15 protein-coding genes are annotated in these 15,400 nt (G+C 69.4%); 10 read left to right on the forward strand and 5 right to left on the reverse strand.

Features of this window, described 5'->3' with window-relative positions:
• Positions 1-31 precede the first annotated feature (31 nt).
• From bshC to bshA, 3 genes are read left to right on the forward strand one after another with little or no spacing between them, the layout of a single operon-like run.
• Complete coding sequence (gene bshC / locus JYJ93_RS33700; protein WP_206798628.1) at positions 32-1,702, forward strand: bacillithiol biosynthesis cysteine-adding enzyme BshC; 1,671 nt, start codon at positions 32-34, stop codon at positions 1,700-1,702.
• Complete coding sequence (gene bshB1 / locus JYJ93_RS33705) at positions 1,699-2,505, forward strand: bacillithiol biosynthesis deacetylase BshB1 (protein WP_206798629.1); 807 nt, start codon at positions 1,699-1,701, stop codon at positions 2,503-2,505. Before bshC ends, bshB1 begins: the two co-directional genes overlap by 4 nt.
• A complete protein-coding gene (bshA, locus tag JYJ93_RS33710; protein WP_206798630.1) occupies positions 2,502-3,665 on the forward strand; it encodes an N-acetyl-alpha-D-glucosaminyl L-malate synthase BshA in 1,164 nt (387 codons plus the stop codon). The genes bshB1 and bshA overlap by 4 nt, the downstream gene beginning before the upstream one ends.
• A gap of 23 nt (positions 3,666-3,688) precedes the next feature.
• Here bshA and JYJ93_RS33715 read toward each other — a convergent pair whose 3' ends face one another.
• Together JYJ93_RS33715 and JYJ93_RS33720 are read right to left on the reverse strand one after the other, a co-directional pair.
• Complete coding sequence (locus JYJ93_RS33715; RefSeq protein WP_206798631.1) at positions 3,689-4,546, reverse strand: DUF2911 domain-containing protein; 858 nt, start codon at positions 4,544-4,546, stop codon at positions 3,689-3,691.
• A gap of 98 nt (positions 4,547-4,644) precedes the next feature.
• On the reverse strand, positions 4,645-6,012 hold the full coding sequence (locus JYJ93_RS33720) for an Ig-like domain-containing protein (RefSeq protein ID WP_242544019.1): 1,368 nt from the start codon (positions 6,010-6,012) through the stop codon (positions 4,645-4,647).
• A 171-nt stretch (positions 6,013-6,183) separates the two neighbouring features.
• Between JYJ93_RS33720 and JYJ93_RS33725 the strand changes: the two genes are divergently transcribed.
• The 4 genes from JYJ93_RS33725 (at position 6,184) to JYJ93_RS33740 (ending at position 10,996) form a co-directional block, all read left to right on the forward strand.
• Positions 6,184-7,497 carry a PQQ-dependent sugar dehydrogenase gene (locus tag JYJ93_RS33725; protein WP_206798633.1) on the forward strand — a complete coding sequence of 438 codons (1,314 nt, stop codon included), beginning with the start codon at positions 6,184-6,186 and terminating at the stop codon, positions 7,495-7,497.
• A gap of 174 nt (positions 7,498-7,671) precedes the next feature.
• On the forward strand, positions 7,672-7,818 hold the full coding sequence (locus JYJ93_RS33730) for a hypothetical protein (protein WP_206800727.1): 147 nt from the start codon (positions 7,672-7,674) through the stop codon (positions 7,816-7,818).
• Between the two features lie 18 nt (positions 7,819-7,836).
• A complete protein-coding gene (locus JYJ93_RS33735) occupies positions 7,837-9,387 on the forward strand; it encodes an asparagine synthase (protein ID WP_206798634.1) in 1,551 nt (516 codons plus the stop codon).
• A gap of 130 nt (positions 9,388-9,517) precedes the next feature.
• Entirely contained in the window at positions 9,518-10,996 is a 1,479-nt protein-coding gene (locus JYJ93_RS33740; RefSeq protein WP_206798635.1) for an FAD-dependent monooxygenase, read from the forward strand.
• 21 nt (positions 10,997-11,017) lie between these two features.
• Here JYJ93_RS33740 and JYJ93_RS33745 read toward each other — a convergent pair whose 3' ends face one another.
• Positions 11,018-11,356, reverse strand: a complete 339-nt coding sequence (locus JYJ93_RS33745; protein ID WP_206798636.1) for a hypothetical protein — start codon at positions 11,354-11,356, stop codon at positions 11,018-11,020.
• A gap of 400 nt (positions 11,357-11,756) precedes the next feature.
• On the opposite strand from JYJ93_RS33745, the gene JYJ93_RS33750 reads away from it, so the two are divergent.
• Positions 11,757-12,257, forward strand: coding sequence for a kelch repeat-containing protein (locus JYJ93_RS33750; protein WP_206798637.1), 501 nt, complete (start codon positions 11,757-11,759; stop codon positions 12,255-12,257).
• A complete protein-coding gene (locus JYJ93_RS33755) occupies positions 12,254-12,841 on the forward strand; it encodes an Ig-like domain-containing protein (protein WP_206798638.1) in 588 nt (195 codons plus the stop codon). Before JYJ93_RS33750 ends, JYJ93_RS33755 begins: the two co-directional genes overlap by 4 nt.
• 44 nt (positions 12,842-12,885) lie before the next feature.
• On the opposite strand, the gene JYJ93_RS33760 is transcribed toward JYJ93_RS33755, so the two are convergent.
• Both JYJ93_RS33760 and JYJ93_RS33765 read right to left on the reverse strand, forming a co-directional pair.
• The gene (locus tag JYJ93_RS33760; protein WP_206798639.1) at positions 12,886-13,353 is read right to left on the reverse strand and encodes a nucleoside deaminase; all 468 of its coding nucleotides are present in this window, start codon (positions 13,351-13,353) and stop codon (positions 12,886-12,888) included.
• Positions 13,353-14,255 carry a LysR family transcriptional regulator gene (locus JYJ93_RS33765; protein ID WP_206798640.1) on the reverse strand — a complete coding sequence of 301 codons (903 nt, stop codon included), beginning with the start codon at positions 14,253-14,255 and terminating at the stop codon, positions 13,353-13,355. The genes JYJ93_RS33760 and JYJ93_RS33765 overlap by 1 nt, the downstream gene beginning before the upstream one ends.
• 106 nt (positions 14,256-14,361) lie before the next feature.
• Here JYJ93_RS33765 and JYJ93_RS33770 point away from each other — a divergent pair, with 106 nt between their 5' ends.
• Positions 14,362-15,234, forward strand: coding sequence for an aldo/keto reductase family oxidoreductase (locus JYJ93_RS33770; RefSeq protein ID WP_206798641.1), 873 nt, complete (start codon positions 14,362-14,364; stop codon positions 15,232-15,234).
• Positions 15,235-15,400: the final 166 nt, after the last annotated feature.

The following is a 15,400-nucleotide window of genomic DNA, read 5'->3' on the forward strand; positions in this document are numbered from 1 at the left end:
CCGACGCCACGAACGGACACGACGTGCGCGCATGCACTTCCGGTGGCGTGCCCGCCGCGACCTGTTATCACCGCAGGCCGTGACGTCCTCCTTCTCGACCGCGTGGCTTCGCGGAGATGCGTCCGCGCTCTCCTTCCTTTCGGATGACTACCGGCACCGTGAAGCGCGCGCCCGGGCCGTGGCCGCCGCGTCGCGCACGGTGTCGCCCGCGCTGCTGGACGTCCTCGCCGCGCAGAACGCGCGCCTCGCGCCGAGTCCCGCCCGGGAGCGGAACCTCGCGCTGCTCGCGAAGCCCGGCACCGTGGCGGTGGTCACGGGACAGCAGATGGGCCTCTTCCTGGGCCCGCTGTACACGCTCTACAAGGCCGCGTCCGCCATCGTCACGGCGCGCGCGCTCCAGGAAGAGACCGGCCAGCCCTGTGTTCCCGTCTTCTGGCTCCAGACGGAGGACCACGACCTTCCGGAGATCGACCACTGTGTCATCCCCCGTCCGGCAGGCGGCCCCTGTCGCGTGGCGCTCGAGCTTCCGGATGCGCGGACGTCCCGGGCGCCCATCGCCCACCAGCGCCTGGGCCCGAGCGTCCTCCCCGCCCTGGCCACCCTCCGCGCCGAGCTGGGAGCGGAACCCCACGCGGAAGCGTTCCTGTCCCTGCTGGAGCAGGCCTACCGTCCCGAGGCCACGCTCGCGAATGCCTTCACCGACGTGCTGTCGTCCCTCTTCGCCGACGAGGGCCTGATCTTCCTCGACCCGAGGGACGCACGGCTGGCGCCACTGGCCGCGCCCGTGCATCGCTTCGCCCTCCAGGAAGCGGGAGCGCTCTCCGAGGTGCTCGCGGCCCGCGCGGAGGCGCTCACCCGCGCGGGCTACGCGGTGCAGGTCCATGTCCGCCCGGGCTCGCCGCTCAGCTTCTTCTCACCGGATGCGCTAGAGGGCCCGCGCTACCGGATGGATCCGGTGCAAGCCGGCGCCTTTCGTCTGGTGGGCCACCCGGAAGACAGCGTCCTCTCCCAGGACGCGCTGCACGCAGCGTTGGAGCGTGAGCCCCTGCGCTTCACCACGTCCGCGCTGCTGCGCCCCCTCCTCCAGGACACCTGGCTGCCCACGGCGGCGTATGTCGGCGGCCCGGGGGAGCTGGCCTACTTCGCGCAACTGGCGCCGCTCTACGCCCACGCGGGCCAGCCGATGCCGCTCGCCATTCCCCGGGCGCGCTTCCGCGTGCTCGATGACCGCGCGCGCCGGTGGCTGGGCAAGGTGGGGCTCCAGCCGGATGAGGTGAACGTGCCGCGCGACACGCTGCTCATGCGGCTGGCCACGCGCGATGCCCCGGAGCCGCTGGAGACGCCCGAGGCCCTGGAGGCCCGCCTCTTCGGCGCCTTCTCCTCCGAGCTGGAGCGCGTCGCCGGACAGGTGTCGGCGGTGGACCCGGGCCTCCAGGACGCGCTGCGCCGCACCCGGGGCACGGTGCGGGTCGCGGTCTCCCGCCTGACGGGCCGCTACCGCCGCGCGCTCGCCCGGCGCGATGCCACGGTGGCCGCACAGGTGGACCGCCTGCGCACGTTCCTCTTCCCGGAGGACGCGCCCCAGGAGCGTGTCCTGGGGCTGCCCTACTTCGCCTGCCGCATCGGAGCGCGTGCCTTCACGAAGCAGGTGCTGGACGCGTGTGTCCCCTTCTCCGGTGACTCCAAGGACCTGACGCCATGAGCGCGACCGGCACCCCGTACGACATCGACGTCCTCGCCTTTGGCCCCCACCCGGATGACGTGGAGCTGTTCTGCGGCGGGTTGATGGCGAGCATGGCCGCCCGCGGCTACCGCACCGGCATCGTCGACCTGACGCGCGGCGAGAAGAGCTCGCGCGGCACGCCGCAGTCCCGCGCGGAGGAGACAGAGGCCGCCACCCGCGCGCTGGGGCTGGTCCACCGGGAGAACCTGGAGCTGCCAGACGGCTGGCTCAATCCGTGGGCGGGCTTCGACACGCCCGAGCCCGAGCGCACCGGCACCGCCGCCGTGGCCCGCGTGGTGGATGCGCTGCGCCGCCTGCGTCCGGAGCTGGTCGTCGTGCCCTGGGAGCAGGAGCGGCACCCGGACCACGAGGCGGCCAGCGCGCTGGTGACGCGCGCCCTCTTCTTCGCGGGCGTGCGCAAGTTCGACACGCAGCCCGCCGCGGAGCCCTTCACGCCGCGGCAGGTCCTCTACTACCCGCTGCGGCACCTGGCCGGGCCCAGCGTCATCATCGACGTCTCCGCCGTCTACGAGCGCAAGCTCGCGGCGGTGCACTGCTACGCCAGCCAGGTGATGCCCCGCCCGGACGCCCCGCCCACGCTGGTGGGCTCACCGCTGTCGCTGTCCTCGCTGGAGGCCCGGGACCGCTTCCATGGCGCGCAGATTGGCGTCACCCACGGCGAGCCCTACATCCTGCGCGAGGCGCTGGGACTGGCCGACCCGCTCGACCACTTCCGCAGGAATAGCTTCGCCCGACCCCTGTTCTTTCCGCCACGCCCATGAACGCCCCGCTCAACGTGGCCATCACCTGCTTTCCGACCTTCGGTGGCAGCGGCATGGTCGCCACGGAGATTGGCCTCGCGATGGCGGACCGGGGACACCGCGTCCACTTCATCGCCCGGGACCTGCCGGTCCGGCTCCATGGCACCAACCGGAAGGTCGTCTTCCACGAGGTGACGGAGAGCGACTACCCGGCGCTCCAGCAGTCCAGCACCTATCCCATCGCGCTGGCCTCCAAGATGATTGAAGTCGCCAGCTACGAGCGCCTGGACATCCTGCACGTCCACTACGCGGTGCCGCATGCCACCGCCGCGTGGATGGCGCGCGAGGTGCTGGGCCCCCGGGCGCCGCGCATCGTCACCACGCTGCACGGGACGGACACCACGCTGGTGGGAATCGACCCCAGCTACCTGCCGATTACCCGCTTCTCCATCCTGCGCAGCGACGCGGTGACGGTGCCGTCGGCCTACCTGCGCCGCGCGACGTGGCAGGGCTTCGACATCCCGGAGAGCGTCCCCATCGACGTCATCGCCAACTTCGCGGACACCGCGCGCTACGCCCCGGTGCGCGACCGCGCCTGCCTGCGCGCGCTCTTCCCGGACCTGCGTGAAGACGAGCCGGTGCTCATCCACGTCTCCAACTTCCGGCCGGTGAAGCGCATCACCGACGTGGTCGCCATCTTCACCGAGGTCCACCGCCGCCGTCCCTGCCGGCTGGTGATGGTGGGAGACGGTCCGGAGCGCTCGCCCGCGGAGCGGATGCTGCGGGAGATGGGCCTGGAGGGCCGCGTCGCTTTCCTCGGCAAGCAGGATCGCTTCGAGGAGCTGGTCGCCGCCTCCGACGTCTTCCTGCTCCCCAGCGAACAGGAGAGCTTCGGGCTCGCCGCGCTGGAGGCGCTGAGCTGCGGCATTCCGGTGGTGGCCAGCGACCTGGGCGGCATCCCGGAGCTCGTCACGCACGGAGAGACGGGCTTCCTGGCGCCGCTGGGGGATGTCCCCGCCATGGTCCGGCACGTGCTCACGCTGGTCGAGGACCGGGAGCGCTGGCGGGGCTTCTCACAGCGCGCGCGGGCGCGGGTCCTGGAGCACTTCCAGATGGAGCCCGCCATCGACCGCTACGAGGCGCTCTACCGCCGGCTCCTGGCGGAGCCCCTCCGTCGCTGAGGGGCTCCGGGAGCGCAACCGGACTACTTCTTGTTCTTCCACTCCGCCAGCGCCTGGGTGACCTGATCCCGGGCGTAGAAGTTCTTGTCCTTCTGCCCCAGGTCCCACGCGGCCTGCGCGGCCTTGCGGGCCTCGGCGTACTTGCCCATCTGCGACAGGACGTTCGCGCGGGTCCAGTGGGCGTACCACGTGGGGTTGGCGGCCACGGCCGCGTCCGCGTGCTTCAGCGCGGCGGCAGGGTCCTTGGCGGTGCCCGTCAGGTAGGAGGCCGCGCTCGCGTGCATGCTGGCCGCGTCCTTCTCCGCCTGCGCGATGTTGGCCTTCGCGAAGGCGGCGGTGTCCACGGTGATGGGCACGGAGACGCGCAGCTTCTCCCACTCCAGGTCCAGCCGCGTGCCGGTGTCCGTGGTGTCGGTGAAGAGGTACGTCAGCCGCTCGCGCGACGGAATCGCGGCGGTGGTGGCGCTCACCGAGGCCACGTCCTTGGAGGCGTCATAGGACGTGCCGCCCCGCCACAGGCCCAGGTCCGTGTTCAGCATCACCTTCCAGCCCTTCTGCGAGGGCATGCTGACGATGGCGTAGGAGCCGGCCGGGACGGCCTTGTCGCCGAAGGTGACCGGGTGGCTGAAGGTGATCTTCGTCGCCGCGTTGGCGCCGCTGCGCCACACCTTGTCATTGGGGACCAGCTCGCCCCAGACCTTCCGGCCCTTCACTCCGGGGCTGGAATATTCGACGGAGATTTCGGAGACACCCACCGCCTGAGACACCTTCGCCGCGGGGCTGGGGGCCGGCAGTTGGAGCTGGGCCAGCGCGGGCGTCGCCGTCAGGGTCATGAGCGCGGAGGCCGTCCAGCCGAAAAGCGCGTTCCTCATCGTCTTCACTTCATCCTTTCCGACCCGCGAAGGGCCGCAGAGCCAGCGGAGTGTATAGGCGAGGTTTCGCCGCCGTACCTTTTTCGAGCCCCGTAAGGGCCCGATGTTCACGGCGCGGGCATCCAGGCCAGACCCAGGTTGCGGGCGCTGCCCGCGTTCACGGTCTGGATGTCTCCGCCGTCGGCCAGATTGGCGCCGCGGACCGCGGTCCCCAGCCAATCCGCCCAGTACAGCCGCCCGGCCGTGGCATCGATGGCAATCCCATGCACCGTGGTCTGGTTGGTCACCAGCGCGGTGGGGCTGGAGCCATCCAGGCTGGCGGAATAGAGACTGTTGCTTCGGGTCGAGTAGTACAGCTTCCCGCGGTTCGAATCGATCGCCAGCCCCACGCCCAGTCCGCCCAGGTTCGAAGCGACGGTCTCCACGCCGGTGCCATCCAGGTTGAATCGGACGAGCCGGGTGTTGTTGTAGGTAATGACATACGCCTTGCCATTCGGGGCATCGAAGGCGAGAGCAGACGGACTATCGATGCTGCCCACGACCTGCGTGGGATTGCCGCCGTCCAGGTCGGCGCGCATGACCCGCTTCCCGTTGAAGTCGGACCAGTACAGCTTGCGGTTCGTCGAATCGACCGCCAGCCCGCTGGGAAAGCCTCCGTTCGCCACGACATCGACCGGGTTCGCTCCATCACGGTCCACTCGAACGATGGCGCTGTCGCGATTGTAGAAGAGGGTCCGGGTGACCGGGTCGGCCGCGACGGAAGACGCCCCGCTGATGCCGGTCTTGAGCTCGATGGCATTCGTGCCGTTCACGTCCACCCGCCACAGCGAACCGGCGGCGGTCATCCAGTAGAGGCTCGCGAGACCGGCGACGTCGACCGTGAAGGAGGTGGAGGTGGTGACGGCTCCGTCATCCACCGCGAGGGTGATGGTGGTGGAACCGCTGGCCCTGGTGGAAACCACCTTGAGGGTGCGGCTGGAGCCGGAGCCCCCGAGGACGAGGTGGCTGGAGTCGTTGGGCACCAGGTCGGTGTTGGAGGACGTGACGGTGACCGTGAGGTCGTCGGCGGCGGTCTCCACGTCGCCCACGGTGAAGGCCAGGTCGCCGGTCGAGCCGCCCGCGGTGATGCTCTGGTGGGCCACCGCTGAGAGCGTGGGCGCGTCGTTCACCGGGGTGATGGTGAGCTTCACCGTGCCCTGGGCGCTCTGGCCCTCGCTGTCGGTGGCACGAAAGACGAGCGCATCTTCGCCATGGTAGTCGGCGCCAGGGGTGTAGGTGACGGCGCCATCGGCGCCAATCTCACTCAACGTGCCGTGGTCCGGCGCATCGACGATGGTGAAGGTGAGGGCTCCGCTGCCACTGGCCGGCAGGTTCACCTCGAGTGGCGTGTCTTCCACTGCCTCGAAGGTGACGTCGCGGGCGACCGGTGGGGCGTTGTCGCCACAAGCGCCGAGGGTGCAGGCGACCAGCCCCATCACCCATCCAGCGCGCAATGCGGCGGCCCATCTCGAAGACAAAAATGACATGACGTTCCTCATGGGAGCCCGACGTGGACGCTGCCAACCCTCCGCTGTCACGCGCGCTTCCCGGCTGACTCGAAAAACTTGATATTCGCACATCCCCCTTCCCCCCCTGGAGTGAGTCGTATGCGCCTGCTTACAATGCCCCTCATCGTCGCCACCCTCCTGGTCGGCTGCCGAGAGGATCCAGAACCCACGTCACCGGACTCGGGGGTCTCGCAGCAGCAGGACTCGGGCGTCCCTGAAAGTGACGCGGGCACCCCGGACGACGACGCGGGCGTGCCGGAAGAGCCGCTCCCCAGCGGGCCACCGGTTCCGCAGGGCCCGCCCAACGTGCCCGAGTTCCAGCCGGCCTTCCCCGGGCAGACGCGCGTCCCCGCCATCCAGACGAAGACGCCCCTCCAGGTCACGGAGATTGCCTCGGGCTTCAGGAACCCCTGGGCCATCGCCTTCCTGCCGGATCAGCGCATGCTGGTGACGGAGAAGGCCACCGGCTCGCTCTACATCGTCACGCAAGCGGGCGCGAAGTCCGCCGCCGTCAGCGGCCTGCCCGCCGTGGACGCGCGCGGCCAGGGCGGACTGCTCGACGTGGAGGTGGGCCCGGACTACGCCACGAGCCAGCTCATCTACTGGACCTATTCCGAGCCCCGCACGGGCGGCAACGGGCTGGCGGTGGCGCGCGCGCGGCTCGTGGACGGGGCGCAGCCTCGCGTGGAGAACGTCCAGATCATCTTCCGCATGATGCCCACGCTCGAGTCGACGCTGCACTCCGGGGGACGGATGGTGTTCACCCCGGACGGCAAGCTGTTCGTCACGCTCGGAGAGCGCTCCATCCCCGAGGGCCGTGCCCAGGCCCAGGACGTGAAGAGCCACTTCGGCAAGGTGGTCCGCATCAACCCGGACGGCTCCGTGCCCCAGGACAACCCCTTCCTGGGCAACCCGGCGGCCAGGCCGGAGATCTGGTCCATCGGTCACCGCAACGTCCTGTCCGCGGCGCTCGACAGCCAGAACCGGCTGTGGACGGTGGAGATGGGGCCGCAGGGCGGTGACGAGGTGAACCGCCCCGAGGCAGGCAAGGACTACGGCTGGCCCACCATCGGGTATGGCGAGGACTACTCCGGCCTGCCCATGCACCAGAGCACCCAGGCTCCCGGCATGGAGCAGCCCGTGTACTACTGGGACCCGGTCATCGCCCCCTCGGGGATGACCTTCTACTCCGGGACCCTCATCCCCGAGTGGCGCGGCGACATGTTCATCGGCGGCCTGGCCTCCCAGGCGCTGGTGCGGCTCATGGTGCGCGATGACCGCGTGGTGGGCGAGGAGCACCTCCTCAAGAACCTGAACGCGCGCATCCGCGAGGTGGTGCAGGGCCCCGAGGGCGCCCTCTACCTGCTCACCGACGCCACCAACGGCAAGGTGCTCAAGGTCACGCCGAAGTGATGCGCCGCGAATCCCATCCCAAGAATTGCATGCAGGCGGTTTATTCCCATCCACCTTGAACAGCCGCGTTTTCGGCATGTTGTGCCTGCTTGTCATTGATGACAGGATCGTCAGTCTGGCGGCTTTCCAAGGCGCCCGGTGTGGGCGCGTTCCGTCAGGCAGGAGGAGATGGTGATGACCCAATCGTCCAAGTCGAAGCGGCTCCAGGCGCAGCTCCAGGCACTCGACAACGTACTGCCGGCCTCCGAAGTGACCGAACCCGGAGCGCCCATGCCTCCGAAGATCAACGAGGGCGACGACCGGTTCGGCGGCTATCCCTGATCCCATCAGTCGATAGCGATGTTGCACGCCGACCTTGCATTCGATGACCTCGCAGCCCCCCTTGGCCTCATCGAGGGGGGCTTTTCCATCGGCCGCTCGCGGGTTTCGTTCGTGCAGCATCGGATGTTGCGGACCGTGCTCCTGGAGGGCGCGGATCGGATCGTCGCCATTGTTCTCGAGCGCTTCGCCGATGATCCGGAAGGAACCGAACATGTCGCCGGTGCCACGGAGGGCCTGATCCAGGAACACCTCGACGGGCTTCAGGACCATCCGCTGGATTTCGCCGTGTTGAGCATCGACCGCCGGCGGCGCGCAATCCGCTACACGGCGTCGCCGACGATATCGATTCCGGTCTACTGCTTCTTGACCGGGGGCCACGCGCGCTTCGATTGGGACTATGCCCGCCTGCTTGGCACCGGCCCCCACGAGATTGTGTGGGATTGCGCGCTCGCCCAGATTGCCGGAATCTCCACCTATGGCCCTACGACGATGGTGTCAGGGCTCCATCGCGCCACGGCAGGGGCCACGCTGGTGGTGACCCCGGCGGGGGTGGATGCCGTTCTGCCGGAGCCGGTGCATCACGACGGTCCTCGTGAGATGCCGCCCGGGGTCGACGTCGAGGCATTGTTCCGCGAAACGGTGATCTCGATCCTCGACGCGCGTCCCCTCGACCCACGGCGGACCGCGGTGGAGCTGAGCGGCGGGATGGACTCGGCGCTGACCGCTCTCGCCACCGCCCACGTGACCGGCGACGGTGCGATGAGCATGGGCGCGCAATTCGACGGCGCGATGGGAGAAGCGCAACGCGCACGCCGCCTGCTGCTGTGCCGCGCTGGCGGCTTCGCCGACCTGTCTCTACCAGCAGGGCGCTATGCCCCTTTCGCGCCCCAGAGCCTGCGGCGACGCCGCTATCAGGTGTCGCCCGAGGATGAGAACTACCCGGAGATCTTCGAAGCCGCCTTTCACCTGCTGCGCGCCGCGGGGATCGACACGCTCGTCTCGGGCTTCGGTGGGGACGAGCTCTATTTCGCCTATCGAGGCGAGGCCGAGGCGGATGGGAACGCGGCCCCGCCGCCGTCGTGCCCCTTCCTGACGGCCCGCGGCATGGCGACCGCGATCGGCGCGCGCAGCACCTATCCATCGGCCTGGCTTCAGCAGACGTGTTGGCAGAGTGCCGCGAGCCAATCCCAGCGCGTGCTGCGGTACGGTTTGTGGCCGGTCTATCCCTATCTGAACGTCGCCCTGGCGCGATTCGTCTCACGCCTTCCCGCAGCATTCCGGCGCGACCGCCGCATCCTGCGCCGGACGCTGACGAAGTGGTTGGGCGATCCGGTGTTCGAGACGGCGTACGTCAAGGAGAGCTTCGACCCGGTGGCACGGCGCGGCATCGCCGAGAACCGCGTCTACCTGCGACAGCTCGTCGAACACTCTCCGCTATCGCGCCATGGAGAGATCGACACCGCTGCCATCCTCGCGGCGCTGGCCGGCGACATCGACCGGTTGGACCGGGCCAGCTACAACGCGCTGTTCCGGTTCCTGAAAGTCGCCTGTTTCTTCCAGCCCGACTGAGCATTCTGGAGAAAGGGCAACCCTCTTCGCTCTTTCCACTGCCAGCAAATGCCAGAACCCGGGTGTTGCCGCAAGCCCCCCCGGCCGTGCTCCACCCTCGCCCGTTTCGATCCAGAACCGGGAGGCGGAGATGCACACGGACGTGATGACTCAGCACGCGGTGGTGATTGCTGGCGGGGGCCCGACCGGGCTGATGCTGGCGGCGGAGCTGGCGTTGGCGCGGGTGGACGTGGCCATCATCGAGCGGCGCGCCAGTCAGGAGGTCGCCGGCTCGCGCTCGCGCGGCCTGCACGCGCGCAGCCTGGAGGTGCTCGACCAGCGCGGGGTCGCCGAGCGCTTCACCTCGCAGGGGAAAGCAGTCCAGAACGTCGCGTTTGGACAGACGCTCCTGGACCTCAGCGACTTCCCGACGCGGCACAACCACGGGCTCGCGCTCCTCCAGGAGCGCTTCGAGCGAATCCTGGCGGAGTGGGTGGGTGAGCTCGCGGTGCCCATCTACCGCGCATGTGAGGTGACGGGCTTCACGCAGGACGACACCGGCGTCGACGTCGCGCTGTCGGACGGCCGTGCGCTGAGGGCGCTGTACCTCGTCGGGTGCGATGGGGGGCGCAGCCTCGTCCGCAAGATGGCGGGCATCGGGTTCCCGGGGTGGGACGCGTCCATCAGCTACCTCATCGCCGAGGTGGAGATGACTGGAGCGCCAGCGTTCGGCATCCGCCGGGATGAGAAGGGCACCTACGCCATGGGCCCGATGGAGGACGGCCGCGTGGGTGTCGTGCTGCGAGAGGAGCAGGTCAATACGGGCGACGCGCCGACCCTGGAGACCCTGCGCGAAGGACTGGTCGCGCTCTACGGGACGGACTACGGCCTGCGGAGCGCCACGTACCTCTCCAGGTTCACCGACATGGCGCGGCAGGCGGCGTCCTACCGGGACCGGCGGGTGCTCCTGGCCGGGGACGCGGCCCACATCCACTCGCCCATGGGCGGACAGGGGCTCAACCTGGGCGTGCAGGATGCCGTGAACCTGGGGTGGAAGCTGGCCCAGGTCGTGCGCGGCGTCTCGCCGGAGAGCCTGCTCGACACGTACCAGGCCGAGCGGCACCCCATCGCGGCCCGTGCGCTGCAAAAGACCCTGGCGCAGACCGCGCTGAGCCGCGGTGACGCGCGGATGGACGCCGTGCGCGAGACGCTGGCGGAGCTGCTGCGGATGGACGGGCCCCGCAAGCAGTACGCGGCGATGATGTCGGGGCTGGACGTCCACTACGACCTGGGAAGCGGACACCCGCTGCTCGGGCGCCGCATGCCGGACCTCGACCTGCTCACCGCAGACGGCCCCCGGCGCGTGTTCCACCTGTTGCACGACGCGAGGCCCGTGCTGCTCGACCTGGGCGAGCCAGGCACGCTCGACATCACGCCCTGGGCGGACCGGGTCCGGAGCGTGACGGCTCGCTACACGGGAGAGTGGGAGCTCCCGGTGCTCGGCGCGGTCACGGCGCCCTTCGCGGTGCTGATCCGGCCGGACGGGCACGTCGCGTGGGTCGGACAGGGCACGGACCCGGGCCTGCGTGAGGCCCTGACCCGTTGGTTCGGTCCGCCGCGCGCGCAGTGACGCGCTTCGCGTCCTTGGGCGTCAGAAGTGGCAGGTCCAGTCCGAGCCGCAGTAGCCCGGGATGCCGTTGCAGTTGCACTCCCAGTGCTCGGTGCAGATCTGCTCCAAGCAGAGCGGACCGCCACCCCCTCCACCTCCGCCTGTGTAGGTGAACTCGCAGGTGTTCTGGACGCAGGTCGCGGTGCGAGCACTGGAGCAGGCGTTCCAGCAGTCCTGGTCCGTCTCGCAAATGCTCTCATGACAGAGGGGGCCAGGCATGGCCTGGCTGGAGGACGCCTCGTAGCTCGCGTTCGGGGCTTCAGCGGAGGCCACGGAGGCGGCGAGGAGGGTCGCGGCGAACAACTGACGGAAGAGGGACATGGGCACCTTCATGGGAAGGCTCGATATTCTTGGATACCGAGCCTTGAGAAGCATACAGCGCGTGGGAAGTCACTGGGCCTCATTAGCAATACATCCCAGACGGAATGGACGTTTCGCTCTTCCCGGCGCTCAAGCCCAAGCATTTTGCCGTTCATCGTTCACAATCGCGAACATCCGCCTTCGCCCCGCCCCTCCTGGAGCATTCAACATGTCGCGCGACAGTGGCTTTCGCTTGTCTCACTTTGTTGGAATCAGGTCCTGGCCGCTGTTGCTGGCCGCCCTGTGGATCCGCTGCAGTCCCGCTGCCCCTCGCTCCGAGCCGGTGTCGAAAGAACGCCCCCCGGCGCGGTCGGTCGCGACCGCACAACGCCTGACGGGAAACTCCAGGTCCACCCGCGCCATGGCGGTGGCCCGCGCCCAGCACACGGCGACCCTGCTCCCCACGGGCAAGGTGCTGGTCACGGGTGGGGCTGACGTCAATGGCAACGCGCTTGGCAGCCTGGAGGTGTTTGACGCCGCGACGGGCGTGTGGGGGCCACTGCTCACCCTGAACAAGGCGCGCTCCCATCACACGGTGACCCTGCTTCCCTCCGGCAAGCTGATCATCGTCGGAGGCCGCGGCACCTCCGGCCGCGTCGTCAGCGCGGTGGAGCACCACGACTCCGCGACGGGTGACAGGCCCTACGTCAGCGGCAACCTGAACCAGGCCCGGTCCAATCACACGGCGACCCTGCTGCCTTCGGGCAAGGTGCTCGTCGTGGGCGGAGGGGACGGCCAGGGCGCCACGACCAGCGTGGAGGTCCATGACCCGCGGGCGAACACCTGGACACTGAGCCTGGCCAGGCCCAGAGGACCCCGACGCCCACTGTTTCCGGCAACGCCGAGTCCGGCAGCACGGTGACCCTCTTCGTGGATGGAGTGCTGGTGGGGACCACGCCGACCGACAACGGCGGTCGCTGGGACTTCCCCCTGGAAACCCCGTTGGCCCAGGGGCTCCACTCCGTCACGGCCTACGCGACGGATGCGGCCGGCAATCGCAGCCCGGAGTACCCGACCCACACCTTCTCCGTGGACTCGATAGCGCCTGACGCCCCCGTGGTGGGGACCCCGGCCCCGGGCGCCGTGGTGAAGACCCAGACGCCCGTCATCTCCGGCGCGGCCGAGCCCTTCAGCACGGTGCACGTGTCCATTGATGGGGCCGTCGTTGGAAGCACCCAGGCGGACGGCAGCGGCAACTGGAGCTTCGAGCTCACGGCGCCCCTCGCGCCGGGACGTCACACGGTGGTCGTCACCGCGGTGGGCGCCTCGGGCAACACCAGCGCGGCCTCCGCCCCGGCATCCTTCACGGTCAGCCTCCCCTCCACCGAGCTGCCCCCCGAAAGCGAAGGGTGCACGGCGGCGCCCGGCTCCGCCACGGGCTGGATGGTCATCGCCCTCGGCCTGGGCCTCCTGCGCCGCCGCAAGCAGCAGGGAGCCTTGCAGTAGCGCGGGCGCGCCGTGGGGCCCACCCGGCCCCACGGTGCACCTGCTTACCGGTCAGGCTGCTGGCGTTTCCACGCGTCGTACAGGCCCTGCTCGCCCGCCGGGCGCAGTGGCCTCAATGGCAGGGATTGGCCTTGGGGCCCGCGCGCCAACTGAGCGTAGATGGGCGCCGTGGAGAGCCCAAAGGCTTCGCCCTCCTCGTTGGAGTAGGCGAAGAAGGCGCCCTGGATACCGCACAGGTGCATGGCGGCCAGACACATCGGACAGGGATGACCGCTGGCGTAGATGACGCAGCCTTTCAGGCTGGCGCTCCCCAGGCCCTGGCTCGCCTGGCGAATGGCCAGAAGCTCGGCGTGGGCGGTGGGGTCGTTCGTCTGGATGACTTCGTTGACCGCGCGCGCGAGCACCTGGCCGTCGCGCACGAGCACGGCCCCGAACGGACGGCCACCCGACTGGACGTTGGCGCGGGCCAGGGCGATGGCCTCACGCATGAACTCTTCAGGGGACGGCTCCATCACTGACCTCCTATCGACTTGATGTAGTCGATGAACGTGCGCAGCGGCACCGGCAGGTGCTTCCGGCCCGAATAGTAGAGGAAGGGCCCCGAGAAGCTCGGCCACCACCGCTCGAGCACGGGCTCCAGTTCTCCCCTGTCGAGGTAGGGGCGCAGCCAGTCCTCCAGCAGGTAGACGATTCCACCGCCCGCGACCGCGGCCTCCACGGCGAGGTCGGTGCACGTGTTGAGGCTGAAGAGCAGCGGCCCCTTGGGCTCGACGTGGAGCGTCTCTCCACGACGTTCAAACTCCCACGCATGCACCGGTCCGCTCAGCAAGCGCCCGCGCAGGCAGTCGTGTTCGAGCAAGTCGCGCGGATGCTTCGGCCGGCCCCGCCGCTCCAGGTATGCGGGCGACGCGGCCGCCGCGAAACGCTGCGTGCGGGGCCCGATGGGCACCGCCACCATGTCCTGCTCGAGGCGCTCCTCGTAACGGATTCCGGCGTCATAGCCTTCCGCGACCACGTCGATGAGGCGCTCTTCGGCGGTCACCTCCAGGGAGATGTCGGGGTACTTCGCGAGGAACGGCTGCACGATGCGAGGCAGGATGAGGCGCGCGGCGGCGATCGGCACGTTGAGCCTCAAGCGCCCCGCGGGCCGGTCACGGAACGTGTTCACCACGTCCAGCGCGGACCGCACCTCCCCCAAGGCCGGTGTGAGTCTTTCCAGCAGGCGCGCCCCCGCGTCCGTCGGCGTCACGCTGCGCGTGTTCCGGTGAAGCAGGCGGACGCCCAGGCGGGCCTCGAGGCGGCGGATCGCATCCCCCAACCGGGAGGCGCTCGTGCCCGACGCGCGAGCAGCGCTGCGGAATCCGCCCTCGCGAGCGACCGTCAAGAACGCGGTGAGATCAGAGAGGTCATCCATCACTGCGCGGATTTTCGCACGACCTGTGCGGATTGCCACCGGTAGTCGCGCAGTGATTCCTTCCATAAAGAGAGGGAGCAATCTCAATCAACGCAGGAGCGTCACCGTGGCCCACCATGGCAGCCCAGACAGCTATCGCATTGGCACGCACACCGTCCGCCGCGTGGGTTACGGCGCGATGCAGCTCGCCGGCCCCGGCGTCTTCGGCCCGCCCAGGGACCGCGAGGCGGCGATCGCGGTGCTGAAGGAGGCCATCGCCCGGGGCGTGGACCATCTCGACACCAGTGACATCTATGGCCCCCACGTGACCAACCAGCTCATCCGTGAGGCGCTGCACCCGTATCGCGACGGTCTGGTCATCGCCACCAAGGTCGGCGCGGTGCGCGGCCCCAACGGCTCGTGGGAGCCTGCGTCCTCCCCCACGGACCTCGAGCGCTCGGTCCACGACAACCTGCGCAACCTCGGGCTCGACGTGCTCGACGTCGTGAACTTCCGCGCGATGTTCAGCGCCGCAGGCCCGGTGGAGGGCTCCATCGAGGCGCCGCTCACCGCGCTCGCGGAGCTCCAGCGGCGCGGGCTCATCCGCCACCTCGGCTTGAGCAACGTCACACCGGCCCAGGTCGCCGAGGGCCGCAAGATCGCTGAAATCGTCTGCGTGCAGAACCACTACAACCTGACGCATCGGAGTGATGACGCCCTCATCGAGCAGCTCGCCGCCTGGGGCACGGCCTACGTGCCGTTCTACCCGCTGGGTGGGTTCACGCCGCTGCAGTCGAGCGCGCTGAACGACGTGGCCACGCGGCTGGGGGCGACCCCGATGCAGGTCGCGCTCGCCTGGCTCCTGCACCGGTCCCCCAACGTGCTCCCCATCCCGGGCACGTCGTCGCTCACCCACCTCCAGGAGAACCTCGCCAGTGCCTCGCTCTCCTTGAGCGAGGAGGACCTGGACACCTTGAACCGCCTCGCCGGGCGGAATTAAAGACATACCCGGCGGTATGTTTCATGTCTCGCCACGTGAAACATCTCGCACCGGGAGGAACGCATTCGCGTCCACGCTGGACGCGGATGCAGCGACTCCGAGCAGGAAGGCTCCGGCTGTTCCCTGGGATGGCGACGCCGCCATCAACGGCCCCGCGATTGCTAGT

It is taken from the genome of Corallococcus sp. NCSPR001, from assembly GCF_017309135.1.
In the GTDB taxonomy this organism is placed as follows: domain Bacteria; phylum Myxococcota; class Myxococcia; order Myxococcales; family Myxococcaceae; genus Corallococcus.

Excerpts from the sequence above, each read along its gene's own strand:
- JYJ93_RS33750 (WP_206798637.1), top strand. The coding sequence starts at position 11,757 with ATGGCGGTGGCCCGCGCCCAGCACACGGCGACCCTGCTCCCCACGGGC.
- JYJ93_RS33725 (WP_206798633.1), top strand. The coding sequence starts at position 6,184 with ATGCGCCTGCTTACAATGCCCCTCATCGTCGCCACCCTCCTGGTCGGC.
- JYJ93_RS33765 (WP_206798640.1), bottom strand. The coding sequence starts at position 14,255 with ATGGATGACCTCTCTGATCTCACCGCGTTCTTGACGGTCGCTCGCGAG.
- bshC (WP_206798628.1), top strand. The coding sequence starts at position 32 with ATGCACTTCCGGTGGCGTGCCCGCCGCGACCTGTTATCACCGCAGGCC.
- JYJ93_RS33745 (WP_206798636.1), bottom strand. The coding sequence starts at position 11,356 with ATGTCCCTCTTCCGTCAGTTGTTCGCCGCGACCCTCCTCGCCGCCTCC.
- JYJ93_RS33720 (WP_242544019.1), bottom strand. The coding sequence starts at position 6,012 with ATGGGGCTGGTCGCCTGCACCCTCGGCGCTTGTGGCGACAACGCCCCA.
- bshA (WP_206798630.1), top strand. The coding sequence starts at position 2,502 with ATGAACGCCCCGCTCAACGTGGCCATCACCTGCTTTCCGACCTTCGGT.
- bshB1 (WP_206798629.1), top strand. The coding sequence starts at position 1,699 with ATGAGCGCGACCGGCACCCCGTACGACATCGACGTCCTCGCCTTTGGC.
- JYJ93_RS33730 (WP_206800727.1), top strand. The coding sequence starts at position 7,672 with ATGACCCAATCGTCCAAGTCGAAGCGGCTCCAGGCGCAGCTCCAGGCA.
- JYJ93_RS33740 (WP_206798635.1), top strand. The coding sequence starts at position 9,518 with ATGCACACGGACGTGATGACTCAGCACGCGGTGGTGATTGCTGGCGGG.
- JYJ93_RS33760 (WP_206798639.1), bottom strand. The coding sequence starts at position 13,353 with ATGGAGCCGTCCCCTGAAGAGTTCATGCGTGAGGCCATCGCCCTGGCC.
- JYJ93_RS33735 (WP_206798634.1), top strand. The coding sequence starts at position 7,837 with ATGTTGCACGCCGACCTTGCATTCGATGACCTCGCAGCCCCCCTTGGC.